The organism is Vreelandella zhuhanensis (genome assembly GCF_009793355.1).
Taxonomy (GTDB): domain Bacteria; phylum Pseudomonadota; class Gammaproteobacteria; order Pseudomonadales; family Halomonadaceae; genus Vreelandella; species Vreelandella zhuhanensis.
The window spans coordinates 62,618-87,215 of sequence record NZ_WTKP01000001.1 but is presented as its reverse complement, the minus strand read 5'-3'; the positions used below and the strand labels follow the sequence as shown (position 1 = coordinate 87,215).

At 59.1% G+C, this 24,598-nt stretch carries 19 protein-coding genes and 1 tRNA gene; 8 read left to right on the top strand and 12 right to left on the bottom strand.

Translation table 11 applies throughout. The features are described 5' to 3' along the window. Positions 1 to 19: 19 nt before the first annotated feature. A complete protein-coding gene (locus tag GPM19_RS00345) occupies positions 20 to 1,243 on the bottom strand; it encodes a type II secretion system F family protein (RefSeq protein WP_160416914.1) in 1,224 nt (407 codons plus the stop codon). A gap of 5 nt (positions 1,244 to 1,248) precedes the next feature. After that, positions 1,249 to 3,006, bottom strand: coding sequence for a type IV-A pilus assembly ATPase PilB (pilB, locus tag GPM19_RS00340; protein WP_160416913.1), 1,758 nt, complete (start codon positions 3,004 to 3,006; stop codon positions 1,249 to 1,251). Positions 3,007 to 3,250: 244 nt separating this feature from the next. On the opposite strand from pilB, the gene GPM19_RS00335 reads away from it, so the two are divergent. Both GPM19_RS00335 and GPM19_RS00330 read left to right on the top strand, forming a co-directional pair. Next, entirely contained in the window at positions 3,251 to 3,736 is a 486-nt protein-coding gene (locus GPM19_RS00335; protein ID WP_160416912.1) for a pilin, read from the top strand. 124 nt (positions 3,737 to 3,860) lie between these two features. Beyond that, positions 3,861 to 4,352, top strand: a complete 492-nt coding sequence (locus tag GPM19_RS00330) for an anti-virulence regulator CigR family protein (RefSeq protein ID WP_160416911.1) — start codon at positions 3,861 to 3,863, stop codon at positions 4,350 to 4,352. Positions 4,353 to 4,386: 34 nt separating this feature from the next. On the opposite strand, the gene GPM19_RS00325 is transcribed toward GPM19_RS00330, so the two are convergent. Continuing rightward, positions 4,387 to 5,163 carry a dienelactone hydrolase family protein gene (locus GPM19_RS00325; RefSeq protein ID WP_160416910.1) on the bottom strand — a complete coding sequence of 259 codons (777 nt, stop codon included), beginning with the start codon at positions 5,161 to 5,163 and terminating at the stop codon, positions 4,387 to 4,389. Between the two features lie 168 nt (positions 5,164 to 5,331). Here GPM19_RS00325 and GPM19_RS00320 point away from each other — a divergent pair, with 168 nt between their 5' ends. Continuing rightward, the gene (locus GPM19_RS00320; RefSeq protein WP_160416909.1) at positions 5,332 to 6,006 is read left to right on the top strand and encodes a TetR/AcrR family transcriptional regulator; all 675 of its coding nucleotides are present in this window, start codon (positions 5,332 to 5,334) and stop codon (positions 6,004 to 6,006) included. Here GPM19_RS00320 and arsJ read toward each other — a convergent pair. Together arsJ and GPM19_RS00310 are read right to left on the bottom strand one after the other, a co-directional pair. Beyond that, complete coding sequence (gene arsJ, locus GPM19_RS00315) at positions 5,954 to 7,192, bottom strand: organoarsenical effux MFS transporter ArsJ (RefSeq protein ID WP_160416908.1); 1,239 nt, start codon at positions 7,190 to 7,192, stop codon at positions 5,954 to 5,956. The genes GPM19_RS00320 and arsJ overlap by 53 nt on opposite strands. After that, positions 7,189 to 8,202 carry an ArsJ-associated glyceraldehyde-3-phosphate dehydrogenase gene (locus GPM19_RS00310; protein ID WP_160416907.1) on the bottom strand — a complete coding sequence of 338 codons (1,014 nt, stop codon included), beginning with the start codon at positions 8,200 to 8,202 and terminating at the stop codon, positions 7,189 to 7,191. Before GPM19_RS00310 ends, arsJ begins: the two co-directional genes overlap by 4 nt. Before the next feature lie 82 nt (positions 8,203 to 8,284). Here GPM19_RS00310 and hrpB point away from each other — a divergent pair, with 82 nt between their 5' ends. Then, complete coding sequence (hrpB, locus tag GPM19_RS00305; RefSeq protein ID WP_160416906.1) at positions 8,285 to 10,753, top strand: ATP-dependent helicase HrpB; 2,469 nt, start codon at positions 8,285 to 8,287, stop codon at positions 10,751 to 10,753. On the opposite strand, the gene GPM19_RS00300 is transcribed toward hrpB, so the two are convergent. The 4 genes from GPM19_RS00300 to GPM19_RS00285 all read right to left on the bottom strand — a co-directional run bounded on the left by GPM19_RS00300 (position 10,748) and on the right by GPM19_RS00285 (position 18,594). Beyond that, entirely contained in the window at positions 10,748 to 13,615 is a 2,868-nt protein-coding gene (locus GPM19_RS00300; protein ID WP_160416905.1) for a cation-translocating P-type ATPase, read from the bottom strand. The two genes, hrpB and GPM19_RS00300, sit on opposite strands and share 6 nt — an antisense overlap. A gap of 80 nt (positions 13,616 to 13,695) precedes the next feature. Continuing rightward, on the bottom strand, positions 13,696 to 16,440 hold the full coding sequence (locus GPM19_RS00295) for a cation-translocating P-type ATPase (RefSeq protein WP_160416904.1): 2,745 nt from the start codon (positions 16,438 to 16,440) through the stop codon (positions 13,696 to 13,698). Between the two features lie 47 nt (positions 16,441 to 16,487). Continuing rightward, complete coding sequence (locus tag GPM19_RS00290; protein WP_160416903.1) at positions 16,488 to 16,706, bottom strand: hypothetical protein; 219 nt, start codon at positions 16,704 to 16,706, stop codon at positions 16,488 to 16,490. A 64-nt stretch (positions 16,707 to 16,770) separates the two neighbouring features. Then, on the bottom strand, positions 16,771 to 18,594 hold the full coding sequence (locus GPM19_RS00285; protein ID WP_160416902.1) for an ABC transporter ATP-binding protein: 1,824 nt from the start codon (positions 18,592 to 18,594) through the stop codon (positions 16,771 to 16,773). A gap of 173 nt (positions 18,595 to 18,767) precedes the next feature. Here GPM19_RS00285 and GPM19_RS00280 point away from each other — a divergent pair, with 173 nt between their 5' ends. Next, positions 18,768 to 19,586, top strand: coding sequence for an inositol monophosphatase family protein (locus GPM19_RS00280; RefSeq protein ID WP_160416901.1), 819 nt, complete (start codon positions 18,768 to 18,770; stop codon positions 19,584 to 19,586). A 16-nt stretch (positions 19,587 to 19,602) separates the two neighbouring features. Here the strand turns inward: GPM19_RS00280 and GPM19_RS00275 are convergent, their stop codons facing one another. Then, positions 19,603 to 21,174, bottom strand: coding sequence for a BCCT family transporter (locus tag GPM19_RS00275; protein ID WP_227842026.1), 1,572 nt, complete (start codon positions 21,172 to 21,174; stop codon positions 19,603 to 19,605). Between the two features lie 223 nt (positions 21,175 to 21,397). Between GPM19_RS00275 and GPM19_RS00270 the strand changes: the two genes are divergently transcribed. Beyond that, a tRNA-Pro gene (locus GPM19_RS00270) sits at positions 21,398 to 21,474 on the top strand. 336 nt (positions 21,475 to 21,810) lie between these two features. Here GPM19_RS00270 and GPM19_RS00265 read toward each other — a convergent pair. Then, on the bottom strand, positions 21,811 to 22,056 hold the full coding sequence (locus GPM19_RS00265; protein ID WP_160416899.1) for a hypothetical protein: 246 nt from the start codon (positions 22,054 to 22,056) through the stop codon (positions 21,811 to 21,813). Positions 22,057 to 22,168: 112 nt separating this feature from the next. Then, positions 22,169 to 22,411: a DUF1654 domain-containing protein gene (locus tag GPM19_RS00260; protein WP_160416898.1), complete on the bottom strand. Its 243-nt coding sequence runs from the start codon at positions 22,409 to 22,411 to the stop codon at positions 22,169 to 22,171. A 116-nt stretch (positions 22,412 to 22,527) separates the two neighbouring features. On the opposite strand from GPM19_RS00260, the gene GPM19_RS00255 reads away from it, so the two are divergent. Both GPM19_RS00255 and GPM19_RS00250 read left to right on the top strand, forming a co-directional pair. After that, positions 22,528 to 23,490 carry an IS1595 family transposase gene (locus tag GPM19_RS00255; RefSeq protein WP_160416897.1) on the top strand — a complete coding sequence of 321 codons (963 nt, stop codon included), beginning with the start codon at positions 22,528 to 22,530 and terminating at the stop codon, positions 23,488 to 23,490. A gap of 262 nt (positions 23,491 to 23,752) precedes the next feature. Then, complete coding sequence (locus GPM19_RS00250; RefSeq protein WP_319928069.1) at positions 23,753 to 24,472, top strand: Crp/Fnr family transcriptional regulator; 720 nt, start codon at positions 23,753 to 23,755, stop codon at positions 24,470 to 24,472. Positions 24,473 to 24,598 lie beyond the last annotated feature (126 nt).

The following is a 24,598-nucleotide window of genomic DNA, read 5'->3' as shown; positions in this document are numbered from 1 at the left end:
AAAAATTCAATAGTGACGCTTACATCACCGAGCCCATCTCGAAGATCGGCAGGTACATCGCCACCACGACGCCACCCACCAATACGCCCAGCACCACGATGATGATGGGTTCCATCAAGGAAGTCAGGGCATCGACCTTGTTGTCGACTTCTTCTTCGTAGTAATCCGCCACCCGGTTGAGCATCGCGTCCAGCGAACCGGCTTCTTCGCCGATACTCACCATCTGTACTGCCAGCGCAGGGAATTGATTGGTCATGCGCATGGAAAAATGCAGTTGCTGGCCGGTCGCCACGTCACTGCGTATCTGCTGAACCGCCCGCTCATACACCTTGTTGCCGGTCGCCCCTGCCGAGGTATCCAGGCCTTCCACCAAGGGCACACCGGCGGCAAAGGTGGTCGCCAGGGTACGCGAAAAGCGCGCAACCGCCGACTTGTCCAGTATATCGCCGACCACCGGCAGGTGCAGCAACAGCGCGTCCATTTGGTACGCCAGCCTGGGGGAGCGTTTGACCCCTTCGCGCAGCAGCATGATAAAGGCGAACAGCGCGCCGAAGGCATGCAGCCAATAGGCTTGGGCCATCTCGGACAGGTTGACCGTCATTTGCGTCAAGGCCGGCAACTCCGCCCCGAAACTGTTGAACATGCTTTCGAATTGCGGCACCACCTTGATCAACAGCAGCAGGGTCACGCCCATGCCAACGCACATCACGGCCGCGGGGTACCAGAGCGCTTTCTTGACCCTGGCCTTGAGCGACTCGACCTTTTCCTTGTAGATGGCCACCCGGTCGAGCATCTTGTCCAGGGCGCCGGCTTGTTCGCCGGCCTCGACCAGGTTGACGAACAAGCGGTCGAACTGTTTCGGATGACGGCGCAAGGCATCCGAAAAACTCGACCCGCCGGAAACCTCGCTCATCATCTGCTGCACCAAGGAGGCCATGGCGGGCTTTTTCAAGCTCTGCGCCACCACTTCAAAGGCCTGCAGCAACGGAATACCCGACCGAATCATGGTGGCCATCTGGCGGGCGAACACCATCACATCCTTGGGATTGATGCTCCCACCCCCTCCCAGGCTACCTTTCTTGCGTAGCTTGCGTACCGCGATGTGCTGGCTCTTGAGTTCGGCACTGACTTCCGCCTTGCTGCGCCCGACCATTTCGCCGCTGATAGTGCGATTGGTCGGCCCCATGCCCGACCACTTCCAACGATACAGCTTGATGGGTGCCGTGCGTTTGCGTTTGGCCATGTGGGTTACTCCTTGCTGACCCGGTTGACTTCTTCCAGGCTGGTGATGCCCTGCATGACCTTCAACAGCCCGCTGCGGTGCAGGCTGGGGTAGCCTTCCTGGCGCGCCTGGACGTCGATCTCAAAGGAATTGGCATCGCGCATGACCAGTTGGCGCATGCTGTCGGTGATCGGCACGACTTCGTAAATCCCCACGCGGCCCTTGTAGCCTTGGGTGCAGTGCTTGCAGCCCACCGGCTTGTAGATGGTGGCACTGGTGATTTCTTCCGGGGTAAAGCCCTGTTTTTCCAAGGCTTCATGGGGGATTTCAACCGCCTCCTTGCAGTGCTTGCACAGCTTGCGAGCCAGGCGCTGGGCGATGATCAGGCTCACGGCGCTGGCGATATTGAAGGAGGAAACCCCCATGTTGGCCAGGCGGGTCAGGGTTTCCGCGGCCGAATTGGTGTGGACGGTGGAAAGTACCAAATGGCCGGTCTGGGCCGCCTTGACCGCGATTTCGGCGGTCTCGAGATCGCGAATTTCCCCCACCATGACCACGTCCGGGTCCTGGCGTAGAAAGGCGCGCAGGGCGCTGGCGAAATCCAGCCCGATCTTGGGCAGCACATTGACCTGGTTGACCCCGGTCACCTTGATTTCCACCGGGTCTTCCGCGGTACAGATGTTGCGTTCTATCTGGTTGAGAATATTGATGCCGGTATACAGCGAAACGGTCTTGCCGCTCCCCGTGGGGCCGGTGACCAGAATCATGCCCTGGGGTTGTTTGAGCGCGGTTTCGTAATAGCCGCGCTGGGCATCGCTAAACCCCAGTTGCTCGATACCCAGCTGAGCGGCAGCGGGGTCGAGAATCCGCAGTACCAGCTTTTCGCCATACACCGTGGGCAGCGAATTGACGCGAAAGTCCAGCGAGCGGGTGCGCGAAAGCTTGAGCTTGATCGCGCCATCCTGGGGCAGGCGGCGTTCGGAAATATCCAGCCGCGCCATGATCTTCAGGCGTGCCGCAATCCGGTTGCGCATGCCGAACGGCGGCCGGGCGACTTCGAGCAATATGCCGTCTACCCGAAAGCGCACCCGGCAATAGGTCTCGTAGGGCTCGAAATGAATGTCCGAGGCACCCCGGCGGATGGCGTCCAGCAGAACCTTGTTGACGAACTTGACGATGGGGGCGTCATCGTTGTCCTGCTGGGCGTCTTCCAGGGGCACTTCATTGTCCAGGGCATCCTGTACCACGTCCAACGCGCCGATGGCGTCGTCCACGCCTTCCAGGTCGTTGAACATGTTGCGTTCATTCTGCGCCAGGTAGCTTTCCAGGACCGTGGCCAACTGGTCCACCGGCGCCAGCACGCCTTCCACACTCAGGCCGGTGGCGAACTGCAGTTCATCCAGGTGGGTCAGGGTGGCCGGGTAGGGCACCGCCACGGTCAGGCGGTGCCCATGGCGCGCCAGCGGCAACGCATTCAGGTGCTGCAGTACCTTGGTGGGATAATCCGCCGCGGGGGGCAGGGCATCCAGGCGCAGGGCATTCAGGTCGATGACCGGCAGGCCGTACTCCCAGCCTGCCGCCACCGCCGCCGCCGCAGGGTCTACTTTTCCACTTTCGATCAGGTACTGCAGCAGGGAAATATCCTGCGCAAGGGCAGTGGCTTCGGCTGTCGCGGCCTGGGCATCGGTGAGCAGCTCATGCTTGACCAGGCGCTGGGCAATGCCGCGCAACCCACCGCGCGCCGCGGCATGGCTGAGAGTGGATTCGTAGGTAGGATGGCTCATTCGGCACCTTGAAACACTTAAGCGTTTTTGTAGGCACCTTGTACCATACTCCTGATCCTATCGACACGGCATGCGTGGTTTCCTGGCCTTGCAAAGGCTGGGCAGCGTCAGTCGATAACTTGAAGTTAGGCGTAAGAAAATTGCTTGAGAATTAACTAAGCGTAAGCTATTGTAATTATCACCGATCTAACGTTGCATAGCCCATGCAGCCTTGATTTATTTCCCTCGCTCCAGGAGCTTTGCCATGCGCAACACCCAAACCAGAAAAATTCAAAACAGCCGCCAGGGCGGTTTCACCCTGATCGAGCTGATGGTCGTGATTGCGATTATCGGTGTGCTGGCGTCCATCGCCATTCCGCAGTATCAGAATTACATAGCAAGAGCACAGTTTTCTGAAGCCCATTCATTGATGGGTGGTGCAAAAGTGGCTGTAGAAGAGGCTCTTTATAGCGGACGAGATCTTGACGCTGATGATCTCAGAGTCACGGGTGAATATGGGTCAATAGCAACTGATCCTGCGATAATTACCTATCCTACTGATGGAACTGCCCCTTCAGCTTCCATGATTTACACCTTTGGTGATGATGGTGTTGAAAAATCTGGCGAGACTTTAGATACTGTTGTAGTTGGCACTGCGACTTATAATTATACCGTAGATGGTGGCTGGGAATGCGTGTCAGCGGTAAACCCAGATGCAGCTGTAAGAAGTTGTGAAAACACAGCTCCATAATAAATAGCCTTGTTGTATGGTTAGCTGGAATAATAAAAGGGCCTACGGGTCCTTTTTTATTTCCTTACTCCCTGCACAATAGCGGCTTACACTCAATGCTCTAGCAACGCTCAAGGAGCCCGTGATGAAAATTAAAACCGTCTGGATGAGTGGATTAGTGTTTTGCGCCCTGGTGCTGAGTGCCGCCGTCACTGCTCAGCCGCCGGAACACGCCCAGGCTAACGGGGCGCGTGACAAGGGCAAGGCTGATTCACGTCATGATCGTCATGATCGTTATGAAAAAGGCCAGTCTGAATCGCGTTCTTCCGAGCGCTATTACTCCGAGCCCCGCTATTCAATTGAACAAAGCCTCCCCTATATCGATGAACGCCAAGTGCGCCGTGTGTTGCAGCGCCACGATATTCACCGTATGGACAGCTTGCCCCCGGGGATTCGCAAGAATCTCGAACGTGGCAAGCCGCTGCCTCCGGGTATCGCCAAGCGCTTTGATGGCAGGGTAGCGGAAGAGTTGCCGCAGTATCCCGGCTACGAATGGGAGCGCGTCGGCACCGATGTGATCCTGATCGATGCCGCGACGCGGGTGGTGGTGGATATTCTCGCCAACGTCTTGCGCTGAAACGAGACTCTCAAACGGAGCTATTCAAGAAGAACTATCGGACTCCTTCTGCCAGGAAGTCGTCCAGAAATACCATGAAGGCGTCCCAGGAGCGATGGTCGGCGCGTTCGTGATAGGCGTCGCTGCCGAAGACGCTGAAGGCGTGCGGCGCCCCTGAGTAGACGCCGATCTCGTAGGTCACCTCCGCCGCTTCCAGTTCATTGGCCAGCTGTGCCACGTCCTGCATGCTTATCATGCTGTCGGCGCCGCCATGCGCAATCAGGATTGGCGGGGTGTCGCTGGCGTATTGCTGGCCTTCTGGGGTATCCAGCCCGCCGTGAAAACTGGCGTAGCCCTGAATGTCCTCGGCTTCCCCCCAGCGGGCAAATTCCAGCGCGGCGGCGCCGCCAAAGCAATAGCCGATCACCACCGTTTCTTCACTTGCACCCTGGGCACGGGCCTCTTCAAGCCCGGCGAGGATCAGCTGGCGCATGCGCTCGCGGTCCTCGTACAGGCGGTTGGTGGCTGCCTGCTTGTCTTCCAGGGCTTCGGGGCGGTTGCCCTGGCCGAAAAGATCCAGCGCAAAGGCATCAAAGCCATGTTCGGCAAGCATGTCGGCACGCAGGCGCTCGTAATCGTCGAGCCCGTCCCAGTCGTGAATGATCAGCACAGTGCCGCGGGAATCACCGTCCGCCGGGGCGAAATAGCCGGCGAACGTCTCATCCTCGACGCTATAAGTGGTGTCTTCTCGGATCAGTTCATATGCCTGGGCGGTGCCTGCCAGCAAGATCGCGGCGGCGAGAGGCGTGAAGAGTAGACGTGTGCTGTTCATGAGTATCTCCAGAAGTAGGGCTAATTCACCAAATCCGCTTGTATTTACGGCGCGAGCCGCCCGATGGGTCAATCTCATTTGAGATTGGGACAGAAAAGTGCCCCTTGCAAGTATTTGCAAGGGGCACCGGCGTGGGGCAAGCTTGGGTTTTTTGCCACGGAATCTGCGATGTCAGCATCACCCCCCGCGCTGGAAAGCAACAACCGTGAACGACTCGAGCAGCGTATTCTGGCGTCTGCCGAACGGGTATTCGCGCGCCACGGTTACCGGGGCGCCAGCCTTCAGGCTATCGCCGATGCCGTTGGGCTACCCAAGGCCAATGTGCTGTATTACATGGGCAGCAAGCAGGCCTTATATGTGCGGCTGTTGAATCGCATGATGAAGCGCTGGAACGCGGTGCTTGAGGATATCACCCCGGAAAGTGACCCCGGCGAGGTGTTGAGCCACTTCATTCGCACCAAGATGGTGCTCGGGCAGCGTTACCCGGAAGGCTCGAAACTGTTTGCCGCGGAAATTCTCGGCGGCGCGCCCTTTCTACAAGACTACCTGAGCGGCGAGCTGAGAGACTGGGTGGAGACCCGCGCCGCCATCATTCGCCAGTGGGCCGAGCGCGGCAAGATGGATGCGGTGGAGCCGCGCTGGCTGATTTTCCTGATCTGGTCGGCCACTCAGCACTACACCGATTACAGCGCTCAAGTGCTGGGGATCACCGGTCGCCGCGCGCTATCCCAGCAGGATATCGACGAGATCACCGGCTTTCTGGTCCAGGTGATTCTCAAGGGCTGCGGGATCACGCCGCCGTCTGGTCAGGCCTTGGAGACGCCTTCGGCAAGGCCAGGCTGATCAGCAGCGTGGCCACGAGCATGGCGCTGGACACCCAGAGCGTGGCGCCAAGCCCGGCGCTCATGTAGAGCCAGCCGGAGAGCAGGGTACCCATCAGGCGGCCCATGGCGTTGGCCATGTAATAAAAGCCGACATCCAGCGAGACGCCGTCGCTGCGCGCCAGTTTGACGATCAGAAAGCTATGCAGGCTGGAATTGACCGCAAACAGCGCCCCGAACAGCAGCAGCCCGCCCAGCAGCACCGGCCGGGGTTGCCACTCAAGGCCCAGCGCGATCAGCGCCGGAATCAGCGCAAGTGCCGCGACCCAGCCTATCGCCGCGCCGCGCCCGGCATATCGGCCGGTAATACGCGGGGCCAGGGCTTGCACCGCCCCGTAACCGATGACCCAGAGCGCCAGAAAGCCGCCCACCTGCCAGTGCTCCCAGCCGAACTGCGTGGCCAGAAACACCGGCAGGGCGACCACGAACCACACATCCCGGGCGCCGAACAGAAACATCCGCGCGGCAGAAAGAATGTTGATGGCACGGCTCTTGGAAAGTATCTCGCGAAATTTCGGCTTGGCCTTGGCACGCCCCAGATCGCCCTTGAGCTTGCTCAGGGAAAGCCCGAGCACCAGGACGAGCATGGCCGCCATGAGCGCAATCGCGCCTTGAAACCCCACCAGGGTGAGCAGCAAGCCCCCCATGAAGAAGCCCACGCCTTTCAGGGCGTTCTTCGAACCGGTGAGCACGGCAATCCAGCGATACAGCGCCTGATGGCCCCCTTCGCCTTGCGGCACCAAGGTCTTGATCGCGCTCTTGGCACTCATCTTGTTGAGATCCTTGGCGATCCCCGAAAGCGCCTGGGCGGCCATTACCCAGGCCACCGTGAGCCAGGCTGCCGGTACCAGCAGCATGGCCAGGGCCAGGATCTGCATGCCCAGCCCCAGGTTCATGGTGCGGTTGAGCCCCAGCCGCGCGCCCAGCCAACCGCCCACCAGGTTGGTCACCACCCCGAAAAACTCGTAGAACACAAACAGCAGCGCCACTTCCAGCGCCGAATAGCCCAAGCCGTAGAAATACAGCACCACCAGCATGCGCAGGGCGCCATCGGTGAGCGTGAAGGCCCAGTAATTGCCGGTGACCACCAGGTATTGGCGGACTTCCGCGGGCAGGTCGGCGAGACGTGCGCTGATCGGTCCCTTCATCCGCTCAGGCCCACCTTGACCGCCAGTTCCATGGTGCGACAGGCGTAGCCGTATTCGTTGTCATACCAGGCGTAAAGCTTGACCTGGGTGCCGGCCACCACCATGGTCGAGAGAGCATCGATGATCGAGCTGCGTGCATCGGAGCGGTAATCGATCGAGACCAGCGGGCGCTCTTCATAACCCAGAATGCCGCGAAGCTCACCCTCGGCGGCCTCTTTGAGCAGTGCATTGACTTCCTCTGCGCTGGTTTCGCGTTTGACTTCAAATACCATATCGGTCAGTGAGGCATTGGCCAGAGGGACGCGCACGGCATGCCCGTTGAGCTTGCCTTCAAGCTCGGGGAAGATGGCGGTGATCGCCTTGGCCGACCCGGTGGTGGTGGGAATCAGGCTCATGCCGCAGGCCCGGGCACGGCGCAAGTCCTTGTGCGGCGCATCGAGGATGGTCTGGGTATTGGTGATGTCATGAATGGTGGTCATGGAGCCGTGGCGAATGCCGAGTTTTTCGTGGATCACCTTGACCACCGGCGCCAGGCAGTTGGTGGTGCAGCTGGCGGCGGTGACAATAGGGTGCTGCTGGGGGTCGAATAGATGATCGTTCACCCCCATCACCACATTGAGCACGTTGGCTTCCTTCACCGGCGCGCTGACCACCACCCGTTTTACCCCTTGATTCAGGTAGGCTTGCAGCTTGTCGGTGGTCTTCATCTTGCCGGAGGCTTCGATTACCACATCGCACCGCGACCAGTCGGTCTCGGCAATCTCGCGGTTGCCGCTGAAGGCAATGCGCTTGCCGGCCACGTTCAGGGCGCTTTCGCTTGCCGTGATATCATCGCCGCCGCCGGTCCAGTGGCCGTGTACCGAGTCGAACTGCAGCAGATGGGCGAAGGTCGCGGCATCGCCACCGGGATCGTTGATCTGAACGAAGTCGATATCCGGGTGGTTCCAGCCGGCGCGAAGCACCAGCCGCCCAATGCGCCCAAAACCATTGATACCGATATTGATTGCCATGCCTGGCTCCTTGTCGTCGGGATGATGAAACTATATATGGTATAGCGTATATGTGTAGAGGTGACATTATGATGACAGCTTCATGATCGATGAATTGCCAGCCACCGAGCTACCTATCGAGTCGCGCCTTGAGGCCGTCTGTGACGCCCTGGCCCGGCACAACCGTGCCTTGCTGGTGGCGCAACCCGGCGCGGGCAAGACCACCCGAGTGCCGCTGGCGCTATTGCAGCAACCCTGGTGCCAGGGTAGCAAGCTCCTGCTGCTGGAACCACGCCGGGTGGCCGCGCGCCTGGCCGCAGGCTTCATGGCCGACATGCTCGGGGAAACGCTCGGCGAAACCGTGGGCTATCGCATGCGCGGGGAAAGCCGGGTGGGGCCGAACACCCGCCTGGAGGTGGTCACCCAGGGCGTGCTGACGCGCGTGCTGCAGGACGATCCCATGCTCGAAGGTGTGGCGGGTATCCTGTTCGATGAGTTCCACGAGCGCAGCCTGGACGCGGACCTGGGCCTGGCGTTGACGCTCGATGTGCAGCAAGGCCTGCGCGAGGATCTGCGCCTGCTGGTGATGTCGGCGACCCTGGATGTCGAGGCGCTCCGCCAGGTGCTGGGGGCGGATACCCCACTGATCGACTGCCCGGGGCGCCAGTACCCGGTGAGCACGCATTACCGCCCGCTGAATCAGCGCAAGGAGCTAGCCGCCCAACAAGCGGAAGTGGTGGAGGAAGCCCTGGCCACCAGCGGGGGTGATGTGCTGGTGATTCTGCCGGGCGTTGCGGAAATCCATCGTCTGGAGCGTGAACTTCAGCGCCGCCAGCCTGAGGTGCCACTCAAGCCGCTGCACGGGCGTTTGCCCTTGAGTGAACAGCGAGACGCCCTGATGCCGGTGGTTGGGCAACGGGTGGTGCTGGCCACGGCGATTGCCGAGTCCAGCGTGACGGTAAACGGGGTGAAAGCGGTGGTCGATGCGGGCCTTGAACGAGTGCCGGTATTCCAGGCGCGTAGCGGGCTTACACGCCTGGAAACGCGCCGGGTCAATCGCGCCAGTGCCGACCAGCGCCGAGGGCGTGCCGGTCGCCAGGGCTCGGGGTGGTGCTTTCGGCTGTGGGCGGAAGAGCAGCCCTTGGTGGCCCACGCCGAGCCGGAAATGCGCCAGAGCGATCTTGCCCCGCTGGCATTCGAGCTGGCGCGCTGGGGCGTTGCGCAGCCCGAGCAGCTCAGTTGGGTAACGCCGCCCGCCAAGGGGGTGTTGGAGGCCGGGCGCGACTTGCTCAAGCGCCTGGGAGTGCTCGATGACAAGCATCAGCTTACCCAATTGGGTCGCCGGTGCGCCCGCTGGCCGGTGCATCCGCGGCTGGCGGTAATGCTGGAGCGGGCAGGGCAGTTCGATGCCCAACCCCTGGCCTGCGCCCTGGCTGCCTTGCTGGAAGGCGGTGACCGGCAGCGCGAACCCGATCTGGCGAAGGCAGTGCAACAACGCCTGAACGAGCTGCGGGACTATCAATGGCAAAGTGACTATCGCCAATGGCAGCGTGACGCCAAGCGCCTGGCCAGGCTGGCAGGCTGTGCGCTTGAAGTGACGAATGTCACGGCGATGGGGGCGCTGTTGGCACTGGCCTACCCCGAGCGCATCGCCCAGCGCCTCGAGCCGGGGCGTTTTCGCCTGGCCGGTGGCGGCTTGGCGAGCTTGGCGGTGGAGCATCCGCTGGCGCATGCCGCTTTTCTGGTGGCGGTGGAGCTGGACGGCGACCCCAGCCAGGCCCGTATCTTCAAGGCTGCAGCGCTTGAGCAGCAACGCCTGGAAGCGTTGTATCCCGAAGCGCGCCACTGGCAAACCCGGCTGGAATGGTCAGCTACCCAGGGGCGTTTGCTCGGCGAGGAAGTTCAGGCCTTGGGGGCGGTGATCCTGGCGCGTCGGCCGCTAAGCAAGCTGCCTGCGGAGGCGATACGCAGTGCATTGCTCGAAGCACTGCGGCGGCGTGGCACCCTGGTGCTGGATGAAAGGAGCCAGCAGCTGCTGGGCCGTATGGCGCTGTTGCGCCGCGAGCAGGGCGACCAATGGCCGGACTGGTCGCAGGCGGCGCTGCTTGAAACGCTGGAAGACTGGCTGAGCCCGAGGCTTGACGGCATCAGCCGGCTGGACGCTGTGGACCGGCTGCCATTGGCAACCTTTCTTCTGGAAAGCTTGCCCTGGTCGCTTCGCACCCGGATGGAGGAGCTGGTTCCCGACCGTTTGGCGGTGCCCAGCGGCTCCCAGGTTCGCCTCGATTACACAGCTTGTTCGGAAGGCAATGATCCGGTGTTGGCGGTCAAGCTGCAGGAGGTGTTCGGCTGGCAGTCATCGCCTTGCGTGGTGCAGGGCCGGGTGGGGGTGGTGTTGCACCTGTTATCCCCCGCCCGGCGACCGCTGCAAGTGACTCGGGATTTGGCCAGCTTCTGGTCCAATGGCTACGTGGAAGTGCGCAAGGAAATGCGCGGCCGCTACCCCAAGCATCCCTGGCCGGCAGATCCGCTCAACGCTCCGGCCAGTGCCCGGACCAAGCGCCGTTCATGAGCTTTCATGAGCGGTAGTTTCATCGTGCTGCTGCCTGGGTGAAGACTCGCTGCCGACCAGATTCCAGTGGCGCAGCACCCATTTCTCAAACTCGACAATCAGGAAAAGCGCCAGGCCGGCAGCAACGATGATCGCCCAATGGAAAAGGCTGATGGCCTCGCTTTCGAAAATCACCTGCATGAAGGGCAGATAGGTCCAGCCAAGCTGGATGGCCACCACCAACCCGATGGCGATCCACACCGGGCGGCTACCGAAGAGTCCGGCGATGCTCAGGGAATTATTGATTAGGAAGCGGCTGTTGAGCAGGTAGACGATTTCCCCGACTACCAGCATGTTCACCGCCCCGGAACGCGCCAATTCAACACTGTTGCCCTGGCCATGATAAAGCCAGAAGAACATGCCGAAGACCGCAGCCACCAGCAGCAAGGAGACAAAGATCACCCGCCATAGCATGAAAAGATTAAGCAAGGGGGCATCCGGGTTGCGCGGCTCACGGCGCATCACATTGGCTTCGGCTGCCTCGAATACCAGGGCCATGCCCAAGGTGACGGCGGTGACCATGTTGACCCACAGGATCTGGAGCCCGGTTATCGGCAGCATCAGCCCCCCGAGCATGGAAATCAGCACACCGAGGCTTTCCGCCCCATTGGTCGGGAGCAGGAAAGTGATGGTCTTGCGAATATTGTCGTAGACCTTGCGGCCTTCCTCGATGGCATTGACGATCGTGGCGAAATTATCGTCGGCCAATACCATTTCCGCAGCCTCCTTGGCCGCCTCGGTGCCCTGAATTCCCATGGCCACGCCGACATCGGCGCGTTTAAGGGCCGGGCCGTCGTTGACACCGTCGCCGGTCATGGCGCAGATGCCGCCCTTGGCCTGCATGGCCTTCACCAGGCGTAGCTTGTGCTCCGGCGCGGCGCGGGCATAGACATCCACTTTATTGATATTGTCTTCCAGCTCCGCATCCGACATGTCTTCCACGTCGCGGCCGGTGAAGGCCTTATCGGTATGGGCGAAGCCCAGCTGTTCGGCAATGGCCCGCGCCGTCACGGGGTGATCCCCCGTGACCATCACCGGGCGAACCCCGGCTCTCAGGCAATGCTTTACCGCCTCGACAGCCGTCTCTCGGGGCGGGTCGAGCAGGCCCACCATGCCCAGCAGTACCAGGCCGTTCTCGACGGCCTCGGGGCTGAGTTCATCGAGGTCTTGATCGGCTTTTTTCTCGGCTACCGCCAGCACGCGCAAGCCGCGGGCGGACAGGGTCTGGATGCGTTGTTCCCATTCATCGCGATCCAATTCCACGTCGTCGTCACCGCTGCGCATCCGGTCGCACATTTCCAACAGCCGATCCGGCGCTCCCTTGACCAGAATATAATCGCTGCCGTCGATCTCGTTGAGCGTCGCCATGTAGCGATTTTCGGATTCAAAGGGAATACTGTCTCGGCGCGGGTACTCATCGCGCAGCTCGGCAATCTGCATACCGGCTTTTGCCGCAGCAACCACCAGGGCGCCTTCGGTCGGGTCGCCATGAATGGCCCAGCGCTGCTTTTCCTGTTCCTGCTCCTGTTCCTGGTTCTGGTCGTCTTGCTTGTCGCCATCTTGTTGCTTTGCGTTGCGCTCTTGCTGTTCAAGCTCGGCTTCGTTGCACAATACCCCGGTGAGCAGAAAGTGTTTTAGCGCCGGATTATCTTCCAACGAAAGTTCCTCGCCCGGCTCGTCACTTTCGGGGTCTTGGGGTGCCTCGTGCAGCTTGCCTTCGGGCGAGAAGCCCACCCCTGACAGCCGGACTTCCTTTTCGGTGAGCCAGATGGCCTGGGCAGTCATCTCGTTACGCGTCAAGGTACCGGTCTTGTCGGAAAAGATGGTCGAGATCGACCCCAGGGTTTCCACTGCGGGTAGGCGGCGCACGATGGCATTGCGCTTGGCCATGGCCTGAACACCCAAGGCCAGGCCGATCGTCACGATAGCGGGCAGACCTTGCGGAATCGCGGCCACCGCCAATGCCACCGCGGCCATGAACATCTCACTGGGCGGTTGGTCGTGTATAAATACGCCCAGAAAGGCCGAGATGGTGGCGGCACTGACGATGAAGATGGCCAGGACATTGCCGGCCCGATCGAGTTGCGCAAGCAGGGGGGTCTTGAGCTTTTCCACGCCACGCAGCATTTCGGAAATCTTGCCGATTTCGCTATGCCGGCCGGTTTCCACCACCAGCCCCCTGGCCGTACCTTGCACGACCAGGGTGCCGGCATACGCCATGGCGCTACGTTCCGCGAGAGGGGTGTCTTCGTCAACGGGGTCGGTGCCCTTGTCGACCGGTTCGGATTCACCGGTCAAGGGGGCTTCCTGGCTGCGAAAACGCTGTGTCTTGATAAGACGAAGGTCGGCGGGGATGCGGTCACCGCTTTCGAGCTGCACGATATCCCCGGGTACCAGCGCCTCGGCATCAATGGTGTCACGCCGGCCATCGCGCAGTACCTTCGCCTTGGGCGAGAGCATGGTACGAATGCTATCCAGTGCCCGCTCGGCCTTGCCCTCCTGAAAGAAGCCGATCAGGGCGATGATGATCACCACCGCCAGAATGACCGCGGCATCCAGCGTATGGCCGAGAAATTGGCTGGCTATCGCGGCGACAATCAGAATCAGCATCAGAACGTTGTTGAACTGGTCGAGCAACCGCTTGTACCAAGGACGACCTTGCTGTCTCTCCAGCTTGTTGGGGCCATGTTTGTCTAGCCGGGCTTTTGCTTCGCTTTGCGAGAGTCCTTGCTCATTGCTTTCCAATTTATCCAGGGCGTCATCGCCGGCAAGGCTGTGCCAAGCGATATCATGGGGTGCGTCCTGGTTATTTTGGTCGGCCATCCGTTACCTCCAATTCAAGCAAACATGACGTTTAACCAATAGCACACATTTGTTTTTCCACACGTAGAGGGGCGGCGTTTTTAATGCCTGATGGGTGCGGCCTTGCGCCTGCGCCAGACTGCTTTTTCCAGTTCGATCAGCAAGTAGATGACAATGCTGACAACACCGATGACCAGCCAGTGCCCCAGCCCCAATGCTGCGCTGCCGAAGATCAGTTGCATGAAGGGTAGGTAAGTAAACGCCAGTTGCAACAGCATTATCAGCCCGATGGAAATCCATACTGGGCGGCTACCGAAAATGCCTTCCAGGGAAAGGGTACTGTTGACCAGAAAACGGCTGTTGATCAGGTAAGCCGCGCTGCCGGTAACCAGCATGTTCACCGCGCCTGCCCGGGCCAGGGCTTCACTGCCCCCCTGGGCCAGGATCCAGCTGAACATGCCGAACACCCCCGCCAGCAGCAGCATGGAAACGAAGATCACCCGCCAGAGCAGAAACATGTTCAGCAAGGGCGCGTCGGGGTCGCGTGGCTGACGCTGCATCAGGTCCTTTTCGCCTTCTTCGAAGGCCAGTGCCAGGCCGAGTGTCACGGCAACCACCATGTTGACCCAGAGCGCCTGCAGCGGGGTGATCGGCAGAACGGAGCCGGCCAGGACGGCGAGCATGATCGCCAAGCCCTGGGCGCCGTTGGTCGGCAGAATGAAGGTGACCGTCTTGCGGATATTGTCGTAGACCTTGCGGCCTTCCCGGATGGCATTGACGATACTCGCGAAATTGTCATCGGCAAGCACCATTTCCGAGGCGTCCTTGGCCGCCTCGGTGCCCTGGATGCCCATCGCCACGCCGACATCGGCACGCTTGAGCGCCGGGCCGTCGTTGACGCCGTCGCCGGTCATCGAGCAGACCCCGCCACGAGCCTGCATGGCTTTGACCAGGCGTAACTTGTGCTCCGGCGAGGCGCGTGCATAGACATCGACCTCCAGGATGACGTCTTCGAGCTCGGCGTCGGACATGACCTCGATCTCCCGCCCGGTCAACGCTTTCTCGGTGTGAGAAAAGCCCAGTTGCTTGGCGATGGCAAGCGCTGTGGTGGCATGGTCGCCGGTGATCATCACCGGACGAATCCCTGCCTGACGACATACTTTTACCGCCTCGATGGCTTCGTCCCGGGGTGGGTCGAGCAGGCCGACGATACCCAGCAGGGTGCTGCCTTCCTGAACGTGGTCGTGCTCCAGGGTATCGATTCCCTCGGCGGATTTTTCGGCGATCGCCAGCACGCGCAAGCCCCGCGAAGACAACTCATGAATGCGGGTTTCCCACTTTTCAACATCCAGATCGACAATGCCTTCAGGGGTACGGACGTAGCGGCACATTTCCAGCAACCGGTCCGGGGCTCCCTTGAACAGTAAACGGCGCTGGTCATCCATATAAGTAACGATAGCCATGTACTTGTGCTCGGATTCGAAGGGAATCGCATCCAGACGCTCATATGTCCTGCGCAGGGCATGGGGGTCGATACCGGCTTTGGCGGCGGCTACCACCAGCGCCCCTTCGGTGGGGTCGCCGAGGATATGATAGCGATCATTTTGCTTGTCTCTGGCGAGTTCGGCATCGTTGCACAGCACCCCCACCTTGAGAAAATATTCAAGCTCGGGGTGCTTGTCGATATCGATTGCCTGGCCTGATTCGCCATCCTGCGCCAGGCGAAACTTGCCTTCGGGCGTAAAGCCCACCCCATCGATCCGGTATTGCTGATTGCCCAGCCAGATGGCCTGGGCGGTCATCTGGTTGCGCGTCAAGGTACCGGTCTTGTCGGAAAAGATCGTGGAGATCGAGCCGAGCGTTTCCACTGCCGGCAGGCGGCGGATAATCGCATTGCGCTTGGCCATGCTCTGAACGCCCAAGGCCAGGCTGATCGTCACGATGGCAGGCAAGCCTTCGGGGATGGCGGCGACCGCCAGGCCCACCGCAGCCATGAACATCTCACCCAGCGGTTGGTCGTGAATCAGCGCGCCAAGTACCGCAGTGATGGCGGCGGCGCCCAGGATGAATATCGCCAGCACTCGCCCGGCGCGGTCGAGTTGTTCCAGAAGCGGGGTCTTGAGTTGCTCCACACTGCGCAGCATTTCGGAAATCTTGCCGATTTCAGTACGGCTGCCGGTCTCCACCACCAGCCCCTTGGCGGTGCCTTGGACCACGATGGTACCGGCGTAGGCCATGGAGCCTCGCTCGGCAAGCTCGGCATCTTCCTGCACGGCCTGGGTGGTCTTGTCCACCGGCTCGGACTCACCGGTCAGCGGCGCTTCATCGGTACGAAAGCGGCGTGCTTCGATAAGGCGCAGGTCGGCGGGCACCCGGTTACCGCTTTCCACCTGCACTATATCGCCGGGTACCACGGCTTTTGCAGCAATGGTGGCGCGCTTGCCATCGCGCAATACATTGGCCTGGGGGGACAACATATTGCGAATGCCTTCCAGTGCCTGTTCCGCCTTGCCCTCCTGAAAGAAACCAATCAGCGCGATGATGAGCACTACCGCGACAATGGCCCCGGCATCCAGGCTGTGGCCGAGCAACAGGCTTGCCGCCGCCGCCACCAGCAGGATCAGCATCAGGATATTGTTGAACTGATCCAGCAGGCGCCTGTACCAGGGGCGCGCCTGTTCTCTGCGCAACTTGTTGGGGCCGTATTTATCGAGGCGTGTTTGGGCTTCGTTACTCGAAAGTCCGCTCTGGGTACTTTGCTGCCGAGTCAGGGCGTCATCGCAGGATAGGCTATGCCAGGCGACGCCTTCAGGACTTCGTTCACCACTCGACCGTTGTTCGGTCATCCCTTACCTCCAAGCGTTAATGTGAAAGACAGAAAAGCGCGATGGCATTAGTCGGCGTTGGGTTCCGGCACTTCCCCGGGGATGCGATAACGTACGCCTTCGGGTTGCCGCTCTTCTTCGTAGCGGCGATTTTCCTCTTCTGCGGGAACGCCGAGTACGGTTTCCTGAGAACCATCCGGCCAAGTATAAGTGGTGCAGCCGCCAAGGCCGCCGATCAGCAGGACGAGAAGTAACACAGGGAACTTGGAAACAGGAAACTTGGGCATTATGAATCTCCAGAAAGCGAAAAATAGACAGTAAAGTAAAACGGCTGACAGCGCCGGAAAGCGCCTAACGATATCCTTCGGCCTGTAGCCTGAACAGGCTTGCATAGCGGCCATCGTCAGCAAGCAGGGCGTCATGGCTGCCTTGCTCGATGATACGCCCGTTCTGCATGACCAGGATGTGGTCCGCTGCGCGTACCGTCGAGAAGCGGTGTGAAATCAGTATGGTCATCTTGTCGCGGCGATGCTCGCGAAAATCGGCGTAGACGGCGGCTTCCGCCGCGGCGTCCATGGCGGCGGTGGGTTCATCGAGTACCACAATGTCGGCACTTTCACGCATGTAGGCTCGGGAAAGGGCGATTTTCTGCCATTGGCCGCCGGAAAGCTCTTGCCCGCCCTTGAACCAACGCCCCAGCTGGGTGTGATACCCCCCCGGCATCTCATTGATGAATTCATCGGCCAGGCCGCGCCGGGCGGCTTCCTGCCAGCGGGCTTCTTCATCGAAGGCCGCAACGTCTCCGGCCCCCAGGTTCTCGCCGACCTTGAGCTGGTAACGCACGAAGTCCTGAAAGATTACCCCGATACGTCGGCGCAAGGTGGCGACATCCCAGTCTCGCAAGTCGCTGCCATCGAGCAGGATGCGGCCTTCGCTGGGGCTGTAAAGCCGGGTGAGCAGCTTGATCAAGGTGGTCTTGCCCGAGCCATTCTGACCCACCAGGGCCAAACTTTCCCCGGGACGTACATGCAATGAAATCGCCGAAAGGGCAGGGGTTTCGGCGCCGGGGTAGAAGAAACTCACGTTTTCGAAGCGTATGCCGTCACCGGGCTGGGCGCCCTGGGTCAAGCTGCCCTGTTCCGACGCCACCGGCTGTTCCAGGTATTCATAGAGATTCGACAGGTAAAGATTGTCCTCGTACATGCCGCTGATCGAGGTCAGGCTGGCGGAAAGAGCGCTCTGGCCCTGCTTGAATACCATCAGGTACATGGTCATCTGGCCGAGGGTCAATTGACCGACAACGGTTTCGACGACCACCCAGGCGTAGGCGCCGTAGAGCGCCAGGGTACCGAGCAAGCCCAGCACGAATCCCCAGCTTTCGCGGCGTAAGGTGAGCCTGCGATCTTCCCCGTACAGGGTGTGGAAAATATCGCGGTATCGGGACAGCAGCAAAGGCTCCAGGCCGAATAGCTTGACCTCCTTGATGCTGTCCTCACGCGCCAGCACGGTTTCCAGATACATCTGCATGCGGGTATGCGGCGAGCGCCTGCGAAACAGTTGAAAGGCATCGCCGGAGAACTTGGCTTCGGAGAAGAAGGCCGGCAGGGCGCCGACCAGCAGCACCAGCAGTGCCCAGGGGGAAAACTGGATCAGCAGCACCCCGAAGCTCACCAGCGAAATAGCATTCTGCAACAAGGAAAATGTCTTGTTGACCAGCCCCAGCGGGCGTGTCGAGGCTTCACGCCGGGCACGGGTGAGCTTGTCGTAGAATTCCGAGTCCTCGAACTGGGTCAGCGATAGGGTGCCGGCCTTTTCCAGAATCATCACGTTGACCTTCTGGCCGAGCAGGGCGCGCAACAGCGACTGCTGCGCCGAAAGACCGCGCTGAGCCAGGGCGATGCCGGCGATCACCCCGGCCTCCGCCAGCACATAACGCATCACCGGCCACAGGGTCTGCCAGGAGGCGGGGGCATCGGTTTCACGGTGATAGGCCATGGCGTCGACTACCGAATCGACGATCAATTGCCCCAGCCAGGCGGCAACCGCAGGCAAGACCCCGGCGACCAGGGTACATATCGCCAGGCCGATGGTCAGGGCGCGGGAGGTCTGCCATACCAGTGAAAGGGCACGGCCACTGTAGCGAAATACGCCGAAAAAACGTCTGATGATAGTCATGATGTAGTCGATGGGTAGTGAAAGAAGGGACGTCTCATTAAGTTCCTGACTGAATCGAAGTTTGTTGCCAAGCGAGAATGCGCTAACGTGAATACGCCCTGTCTGGCTGACCGCTAAAAGTTAGTTGACCCACAGGACCAAACCCACTTGCTCTACCGTGAAAAGGATACCCTATGTCGGCACTTTCCCTGGCTGAACGTCTTGAATTAACGGTGGCTATTGCTCGTGAGGCGGGCCGAATGATCGTTACCGCACGTGAGCAACAAGGATTCGATCATCGCTACAAGTTGGGCGACGAACTGGTCACCGATATCGATGTTCAAGTGGATACCTTTATCAAACAGCGCCTGAATGCCGCTTTTCCCGATGATGCCATCCTGAGCGAAGAACTTTCTCCAAAACAGGATGGCCTGGCGGAAGCCGAGGCGCTTTGGGTGGTGGACCCGATAGACGGCACCGTGAACTTTGCCCATGGGTTACGCCATGTGGCGGTCTCCATCGCCTGGGCCGTGAAGGGGCATACCCAGCTCGGCGTGGTGCATGCGCCGTTTCTGGATGAAACCTTCGCCGGCATGCTCGGCCAGGGCGCTTTCTGCAATCAACAGCCGATTCGCGCCAGCCAGGCCACTGAGCTTTCTCGCGCCTTGGTGGCCACGGGGTTCCCGCATCGTCGCAGTGAACGCGCTGCATTGATCCAGCGATTGACCGCAACGCTGAATCATTGCCAGGACGTAAGGCGTAACGGCTCGGCAGCGCTGGATCTGTGTGATGTTGCCTGTGGACGCCTGGACGCCTATTACGAAAGCGTCTCGCCCTGGGATTCTGCCGCCGGCTGGCTGATCGCCCGGGAGGCGGGGGCCACGGTTTCACACCGTTACCCCTGCCCGGAAGACATGCCGCCGGATCTTTACAGCAAGCATCTGCTGGTCACCGCCCCCGGCATTCATCAGGCGCTTGAGCAACTGCTGCGCGAGGCTGACGATGCTGCTTGAGCAAGGTCCTGCAGCGTCAATTGTTCTTGTAGCGTTCATCACTGGAAACCGGGGTCGGGCCGGTACCCGCATCGCCCAGGTCGGCCCAAGGCTCACGCGGCGCTTCGGCACGTTCACCGGTACGGGCTGCGTAGCGTTCGCGATTCAGTGCTTTCAACAACCCCACCATCATCAGTATGACGATAACCGAAAAGGGCAAAGCAGCCATGATGACGGCGGACTGCAACGTCTCCAGACCTCCGGCAAGCAACAGCACGGCGGTCAGCAACCCCAGCACCGCGCCCCAGATGATCCGGTGAGCGGTGGGGGGGTCCGGGTCGCCACCCGAGAGAATCGTATTGATGACCAGGGTGCCGGCATTGGCCGAGGTGATCAGATAAGTGGCGATCAACACGACCAGGGCCGCGGAAACCCCGGTGCCGACTATTCCCATACCCATGGCGTTGATGGTCGCGAACAGGGCCGTGGCGACTTCCTCGTCCACCGCTTGAACGATGCCTCCGATACCGAACAGCTCATGGTAAAGCGCGGTGCCACCAAACAGCCCGATCCAGATGATGTTAATGATGGTAGGCACCAGCAGTACCCCCATGACGAATTCGCGGAAGGTGCGCCCGCGCGACACCCGTGCGATGAACATGCCGACGAAAGGCGACCAGGCCAGCCACCAACCCCAGAAGAACACCGTCCATTCCGCCTGCCAGTCATCGTCTATGGTGGCGTTGGTATGAAAGGTCATGCTCATCAGGTTCTGGATGTAGTCACCGGCGGATTCGATGGTGATGGCGATCAGGTATTGCGTGGGGCCGAACACCAGCAGGAAAAGCACTACCGTGATGCTTAACCAGAAATTGGCTTCTGAAAGCAGCCGTACCCCACGCTTGACCCCTGAGACAACCGATAGGGTGGCCACGCTCATGATGATGGCAGTGATGATGACCTGTAATGTGGTGGAGGTGGGTAAGCCAAACACGGCATTCAGCCCCGCATTCATCTGCTGAACGCCCAGCCCCAGGGTGGTGGCGATACCGAATACCGTGCCGAATACCGCCAGCAGATCCACCAGATCGCCGAGAAAGCCATGGTTGCGTTTGCCGAGTACCGGCTCCAACCCTGAGCGAATAGTCAACGGCAGTTGCCGCCGATAGGCGAAGTAGGCCAGCACGATGGCGACGAACGAAAAGATCGCCCAGCCATTCAGCCCCCAATGAAAATAGCTCAGGCGCATGGCCACCCGAGCGGCATCCGGTGACATGCCTTCATCAATGAAGGGATTTTCCTGAAACTGCAGGATGGGTTGGGCCACTGCCCAAAACAGGATGCCTACCCCGGTACCGGCGGCAAATAACATGGAAATCCATGAAAAATAAGTGAACTCGGGCTGCTCGTAATCCCCGCCCAGGCGTACGTTCTTGTAGCGACCCATGCCCAGCCATACCATGAAAAACAGTAGAACAGTGACCAGCAACACATAGTACCACTCAAGAAAAGGATTCAAGTATGTGCGGGCCACATCCAGACCGAACGCTAAACGCTCGGTAAAAAAGACACCGTAAGCCAGTGCGGTGGCGATCATGACCATAGCCATTATCGTGACTCGCGCATTCATTCCTTTGAAAAGTCCCGATGCCTCCTGGCGATACATGCTGATTCCTTTTGGTAAAGCTGATTCTGCCGATGGTATCACTGCCTGTTGATGTCAAGGCAAGACGCTGAAAAGAAAGCGCAAAAAGGGCTTTGCATTTGGCGCTCAAAACGCTAGTATACGCACCGTCTTGAGGCGCAATTGATGCGCTAAAAAACAAGGCATTCGGAGCGTGGCGCAGCTTGGTAGCGCGTTGCAATGGGGTTGCAAAGGTCGCAGGTTCGAATCCTGTCGCTCCGACCAGAAACATAAGTAAAAACGGCCACTTAGCTAACTAGCGAGGTGGCCGTTTTGCGTTGGGCATCGTTCTAGGTTCCAAATAGGTGGCACGCATCGGAAGCAGGAGGGGACAACTGGCAACAACCGATCGCTTTTCTCACCGCACCGCAACCCCACCAGCAACCGAAGAACTACCTCAGATAAGATGAAGGGTAGCCCGGTTTAGATGATTTTGTAACGCGGCACCGTCATCCTCCTTGGTGGATTAAAGGTAGTCACCAGAAATGCAGGCAACGCAGCCAGCCAACTTTTCGGGACCAAACACCTAGGCTTTGCCGATAACCAGCGCTGCCAATACCGCTACAGCCCGCGCAACCACTCAATGTCCTCGTCATTAACTGCGTAGTAGGATTCCTCTGTCATAGGATTTACAAACCTTTGAGCTGACTCAAGGTTCAGCGCTTCGCCAGTGGATAGGTAAAAGCTCATGACGCCGGGCAGATCAGAGCTCTTGCCAGAAAGCTTCGAGTGGCGCACCGGGCCGCATTCAGCGACGACATAATCGTCATTACCCTCACTATCCTTGACCGCTATCCTTCGTGACATAACGCCTCCTTTGAATACCTGCTTCCATGTTATATGACGCATGGTACTCGATTTGCAAATGCCGAGATGGCCACCTTGGCGAGATAGATTCAACCGCGCCGGTGGGTACACATTACATCGCTTCTTCTGGATTCCAGCGTAGACGGATCGTGCCCGCTTCATCATCAAGCGGGATCATCGTCACGTGGCCGAGCGTGCTCAGCTCCTCGAGCAGCCGGTTCCAATCATCAATACTCTCCTCGGGCTGGCGCGAGATCTCCGCGCACTTCTGTGACTGTGCCTTGGGAGAGTTGATCGCGCGCTGGATGCGCTGGCCTAGTCGTTCGTAGCTTGAAGGCTGAGTCGGTTTAGCCATGGGAGATCCTGGTTGGTTGTTATATGTGTATTTATGGCTATGTTGGTAACTGTTGTTGGCGTACTCTAAAAACACTGTATAAACTACTGTATATCCAGTTTCCTCTGGAGTACACCATGAAGCGTTCAGACCTCAACGCTCTCGAGCAGACACTGGCTCGCCTCCCTGTCGATCTCAAAAAATATTTATCCAATCAGCTGCTTGGGCAAATCAACGCCCAAGCGGACACCCTGATCGCGACGGTAAAATCCTACCCCCCATGTCCCCACTGCGGCCATGAACATCCTGTCAAATGGGGGCGTGCCGGTGGCTTGCCGCGGTATCGGTGCCGGAGTCCCGCGTGCCGCAAAACGTTCAATTCCCTCACGGGGACACCCTTGGCTAAATTGCATCATCGTGACAAATGGTTCGATTACTTGCGCTGTATGCGCGACAGCCTGACATTACGCGTCTCGGCAGCCCGAGTGGGGATCGATTTGAAGACGGCCTTCCGCTGGCGTCATCGTTTTCTGAAAGAGAGCGCCAGTGCCAACGGCAATGCCTTGTCCGGCATTATCGAAGTAGATGAAACCTTCTTCGTGGAGTCCTGCAAGGGGAAGCGTCACCTCACGCACCGGGCGCCTCGGAAACGCGGTGGCCAAGGCAATAAGAAGAAAAAAGCAGATAAAATTCCGGTCATTATCGTGCGTGATCGCCATGGCCATGTCAGTGACCTGGTGGACCCGGCGCTTCAGAAGTCCACTGTTCACGACTTTCTGGCGCCGATAATCGATCGCGATTCGATTTTATGTTCGGACGGGCACAGCTGGTATAAGTCCTTCTCTGCTGAGCATGGCATTGCCCATCATCGACTAATCACACTCGATAACCAGCGAGTGATCGGCAAGGAATACCATATTCAGAACGACAACGGCTATATCGGCCGCTTGAAGGGCTGGATGGGGCGCTTTCATGGGGTGGGGACAGCGTACTTACCGAATTACTTGGCATGGCGGCGGTTGTTTGAAACCGCTAAGCCATCGGAGGAGGCATGGCTTCGCGTGGCGATAGGCGCCGACCAACAACAGATACCAACATAGCCGTATTTATACAGTAGTGAGGGCAGGCGTTTCCATAGACGCGCTCAGCGACAGATCGATTTACACGGCCTCCTCACAGCTGAATACCCTAGATGTTTGGTTAGAAGATTGCCTTTTTACCCATGTTTGGGCAATTTAAGCACTACAACCTAAGTTAGTTTTTTGTTGAAAAAGCATCTCTTTCTCTATGCCATACTGCCTTCATCTATATGAGCGATAGCTATATCTATAAATAAGCCAAACTAGGCTGAGGAGAGAGGCAGTGATTGAAGCACTGGTCAATAAGCTGAGTTACTACATGACTCTCTCCAGCGAAGAAAAGCAGGTGCTGGAGAAGGCGGCTACTCGAAGCGTTCAGATGGAAAAAGGGGAGATCATCATCAATGAAAACGAGCGGCCCGAGCACGTCTATCTCATCGAAAAGGGATGGGCATGTCGCTACAAGCTTCTGGAAAATGGCGATAATCACATCATGGCCTACCTGATTCCGGGGGATCTGTGTGATGTGCATATCACCATCCTTGAGGTGATGGATCACTCGATCCGTGCGCTTACCCCAGTGACGCTACGCAAGTTTCCAGCGGATGAGATGCGCAACATCATGGAAAACCATCATCGTCTGGCGCGAGCGCTTTTCTGGTCCACCCTGGTAGATGAAGCCGTTTTACGGGAATGGCTGGTCAATATGGGAACTCGGCTGGCCGAGCCACGTCTGGCGCATGTCTTTTGTGAAATGCTGATACGTTCGCGTATTGCTGGCTGTGCTGAAAATGAAAGTTTTGAATTTCCACTGAGCCAGGCGGAACTCGGTGAGACGATGGGGCTGACAGAGGTACATACCAATCGGGCTCTTCAAAAGCTGCGTCAGAAAGGCCTGGTGTCGCTGGAAAAGAAACGTTTGACGATTCTCGATTGGGAGCGATTGAAGCAGCTTTCTCAATTCGACCCAATCTATCTGCATTACCAAAAACAATCTCGATAAGCTTTTTTCCTGCTTTCTCCTGCAATGTGCTTAGCGGCGCTGAAAGAGGAGGGGGGTGCTTCGACCAAGGGGATGGAGGCTATCAAAGCGCTGGTCACAGCAATGAAAAATGCCTTCATCATCAGC

Bases quoted from the DNA above. Each gene is read 5' to 3' on its own strand.
- arsJ (WP_160416908.1), bottom strand. From the start codon at position 7,192: ATGAAGGGACCGATCAGCGCACGTCTCGCCGACCTGCCCGCGGAAGTC.
- GPM19_RS00275 (WP_227842026.1), bottom strand. From the start codon at position 21,174: ATGGCTATGGTCATGATCGCCACCGCACTGGCTTACGGTGTCTTTTTT.
- GPM19_RS00335 (WP_160416912.1), top strand. From the start codon at position 3,251: ATGCGCAACACCCAAACCAGAAAAATTCAAAACAGCCGCCAGGGCGGT.
- GPM19_RS00280 (WP_160416901.1), top strand. From the start codon at position 18,768: ATGTCGGCACTTTCCCTGGCTGAACGTCTTGAATTAACGGTGGCTATT.
- hrpB (WP_160416906.1), top strand. From the start codon at position 8,285: ATGATCGATGAATTGCCAGCCACCGAGCTACCTATCGAGTCGCGCCTT.
- GPM19_RS00330 (WP_160416911.1), top strand. From the start codon at position 3,861: ATGAAAATTAAAACCGTCTGGATGAGTGGATTAGTGTTTTGCGCCCTG.
- GPM19_RS00255 (WP_160416897.1), top strand. From the start codon at position 22,528: ATGAAGCGTTCAGACCTCAACGCTCTCGAGCAGACACTGGCTCGCCTC.
- GPM19_RS00325 (WP_160416910.1), bottom strand. From the start codon at position 5,163: ATGAACAGCACACGTCTACTCTTCACGCCTCTCGCCGCCGCGATCTTG.
- GPM19_RS00320 (WP_160416909.1), top strand. From the start codon at position 5,332: ATGTCAGCATCACCCCCCGCGCTGGAAAGCAACAACCGTGAACGACTC.
- GPM19_RS00290 (WP_160416903.1), bottom strand. From the start codon at position 16,706: ATGCCCAAGTTTCCTGTTTCCAAGTTCCCTGTGTTACTTCTCGTCCTG.
- GPM19_RS00260 (WP_160416898.1), bottom strand. From the start codon at position 22,411: ATGGCTAAACCGACTCAGCCTTCAAGCTACGAACGACTAGGCCAGCGC.
- pilB (WP_160416913.1), bottom strand. From the start codon at position 3,006: ATGAGCCATCCTACCTACGAATCCACTCTCAGCCATGCCGCGGCGCGC.
- GPM19_RS00285 (WP_160416902.1), bottom strand. From the start codon at position 18,594: ATGACTATCATCAGACGTTTTTTCGGCGTATTTCGCTACAGTGGCCGT.
- GPM19_RS00310 (WP_160416907.1), bottom strand. From the start codon at position 8,202: ATGGCAATCAATATCGGTATCAATGGTTTTGGGCGCATTGGGCGGCTG.
- GPM19_RS00265 (WP_160416899.1), bottom strand. From the start codon at position 22,056: ATGTCACGAAGGATAGCGGTCAAGGATAGTGAGGGTAATGACGATTAT.
- GPM19_RS00300 (WP_160416905.1), bottom strand. From the start codon at position 13,615: ATGGCCGACCAAAATAACCAGGACGCACCCCATGATATCGCTTGGCAC.
- GPM19_RS00295 (WP_160416904.1), bottom strand. From the start codon at position 16,440: ATGACCGAACAACGGTCGAGTGGTGAACGAAGTCCTGAAGGCGTCGCC.
- GPM19_RS00345 (WP_160416914.1), bottom strand. From the start codon at position 1,243: ATGGCCAAACGCAAACGCACGGCACCCATCAAGCTGTATCGTTGGAAG.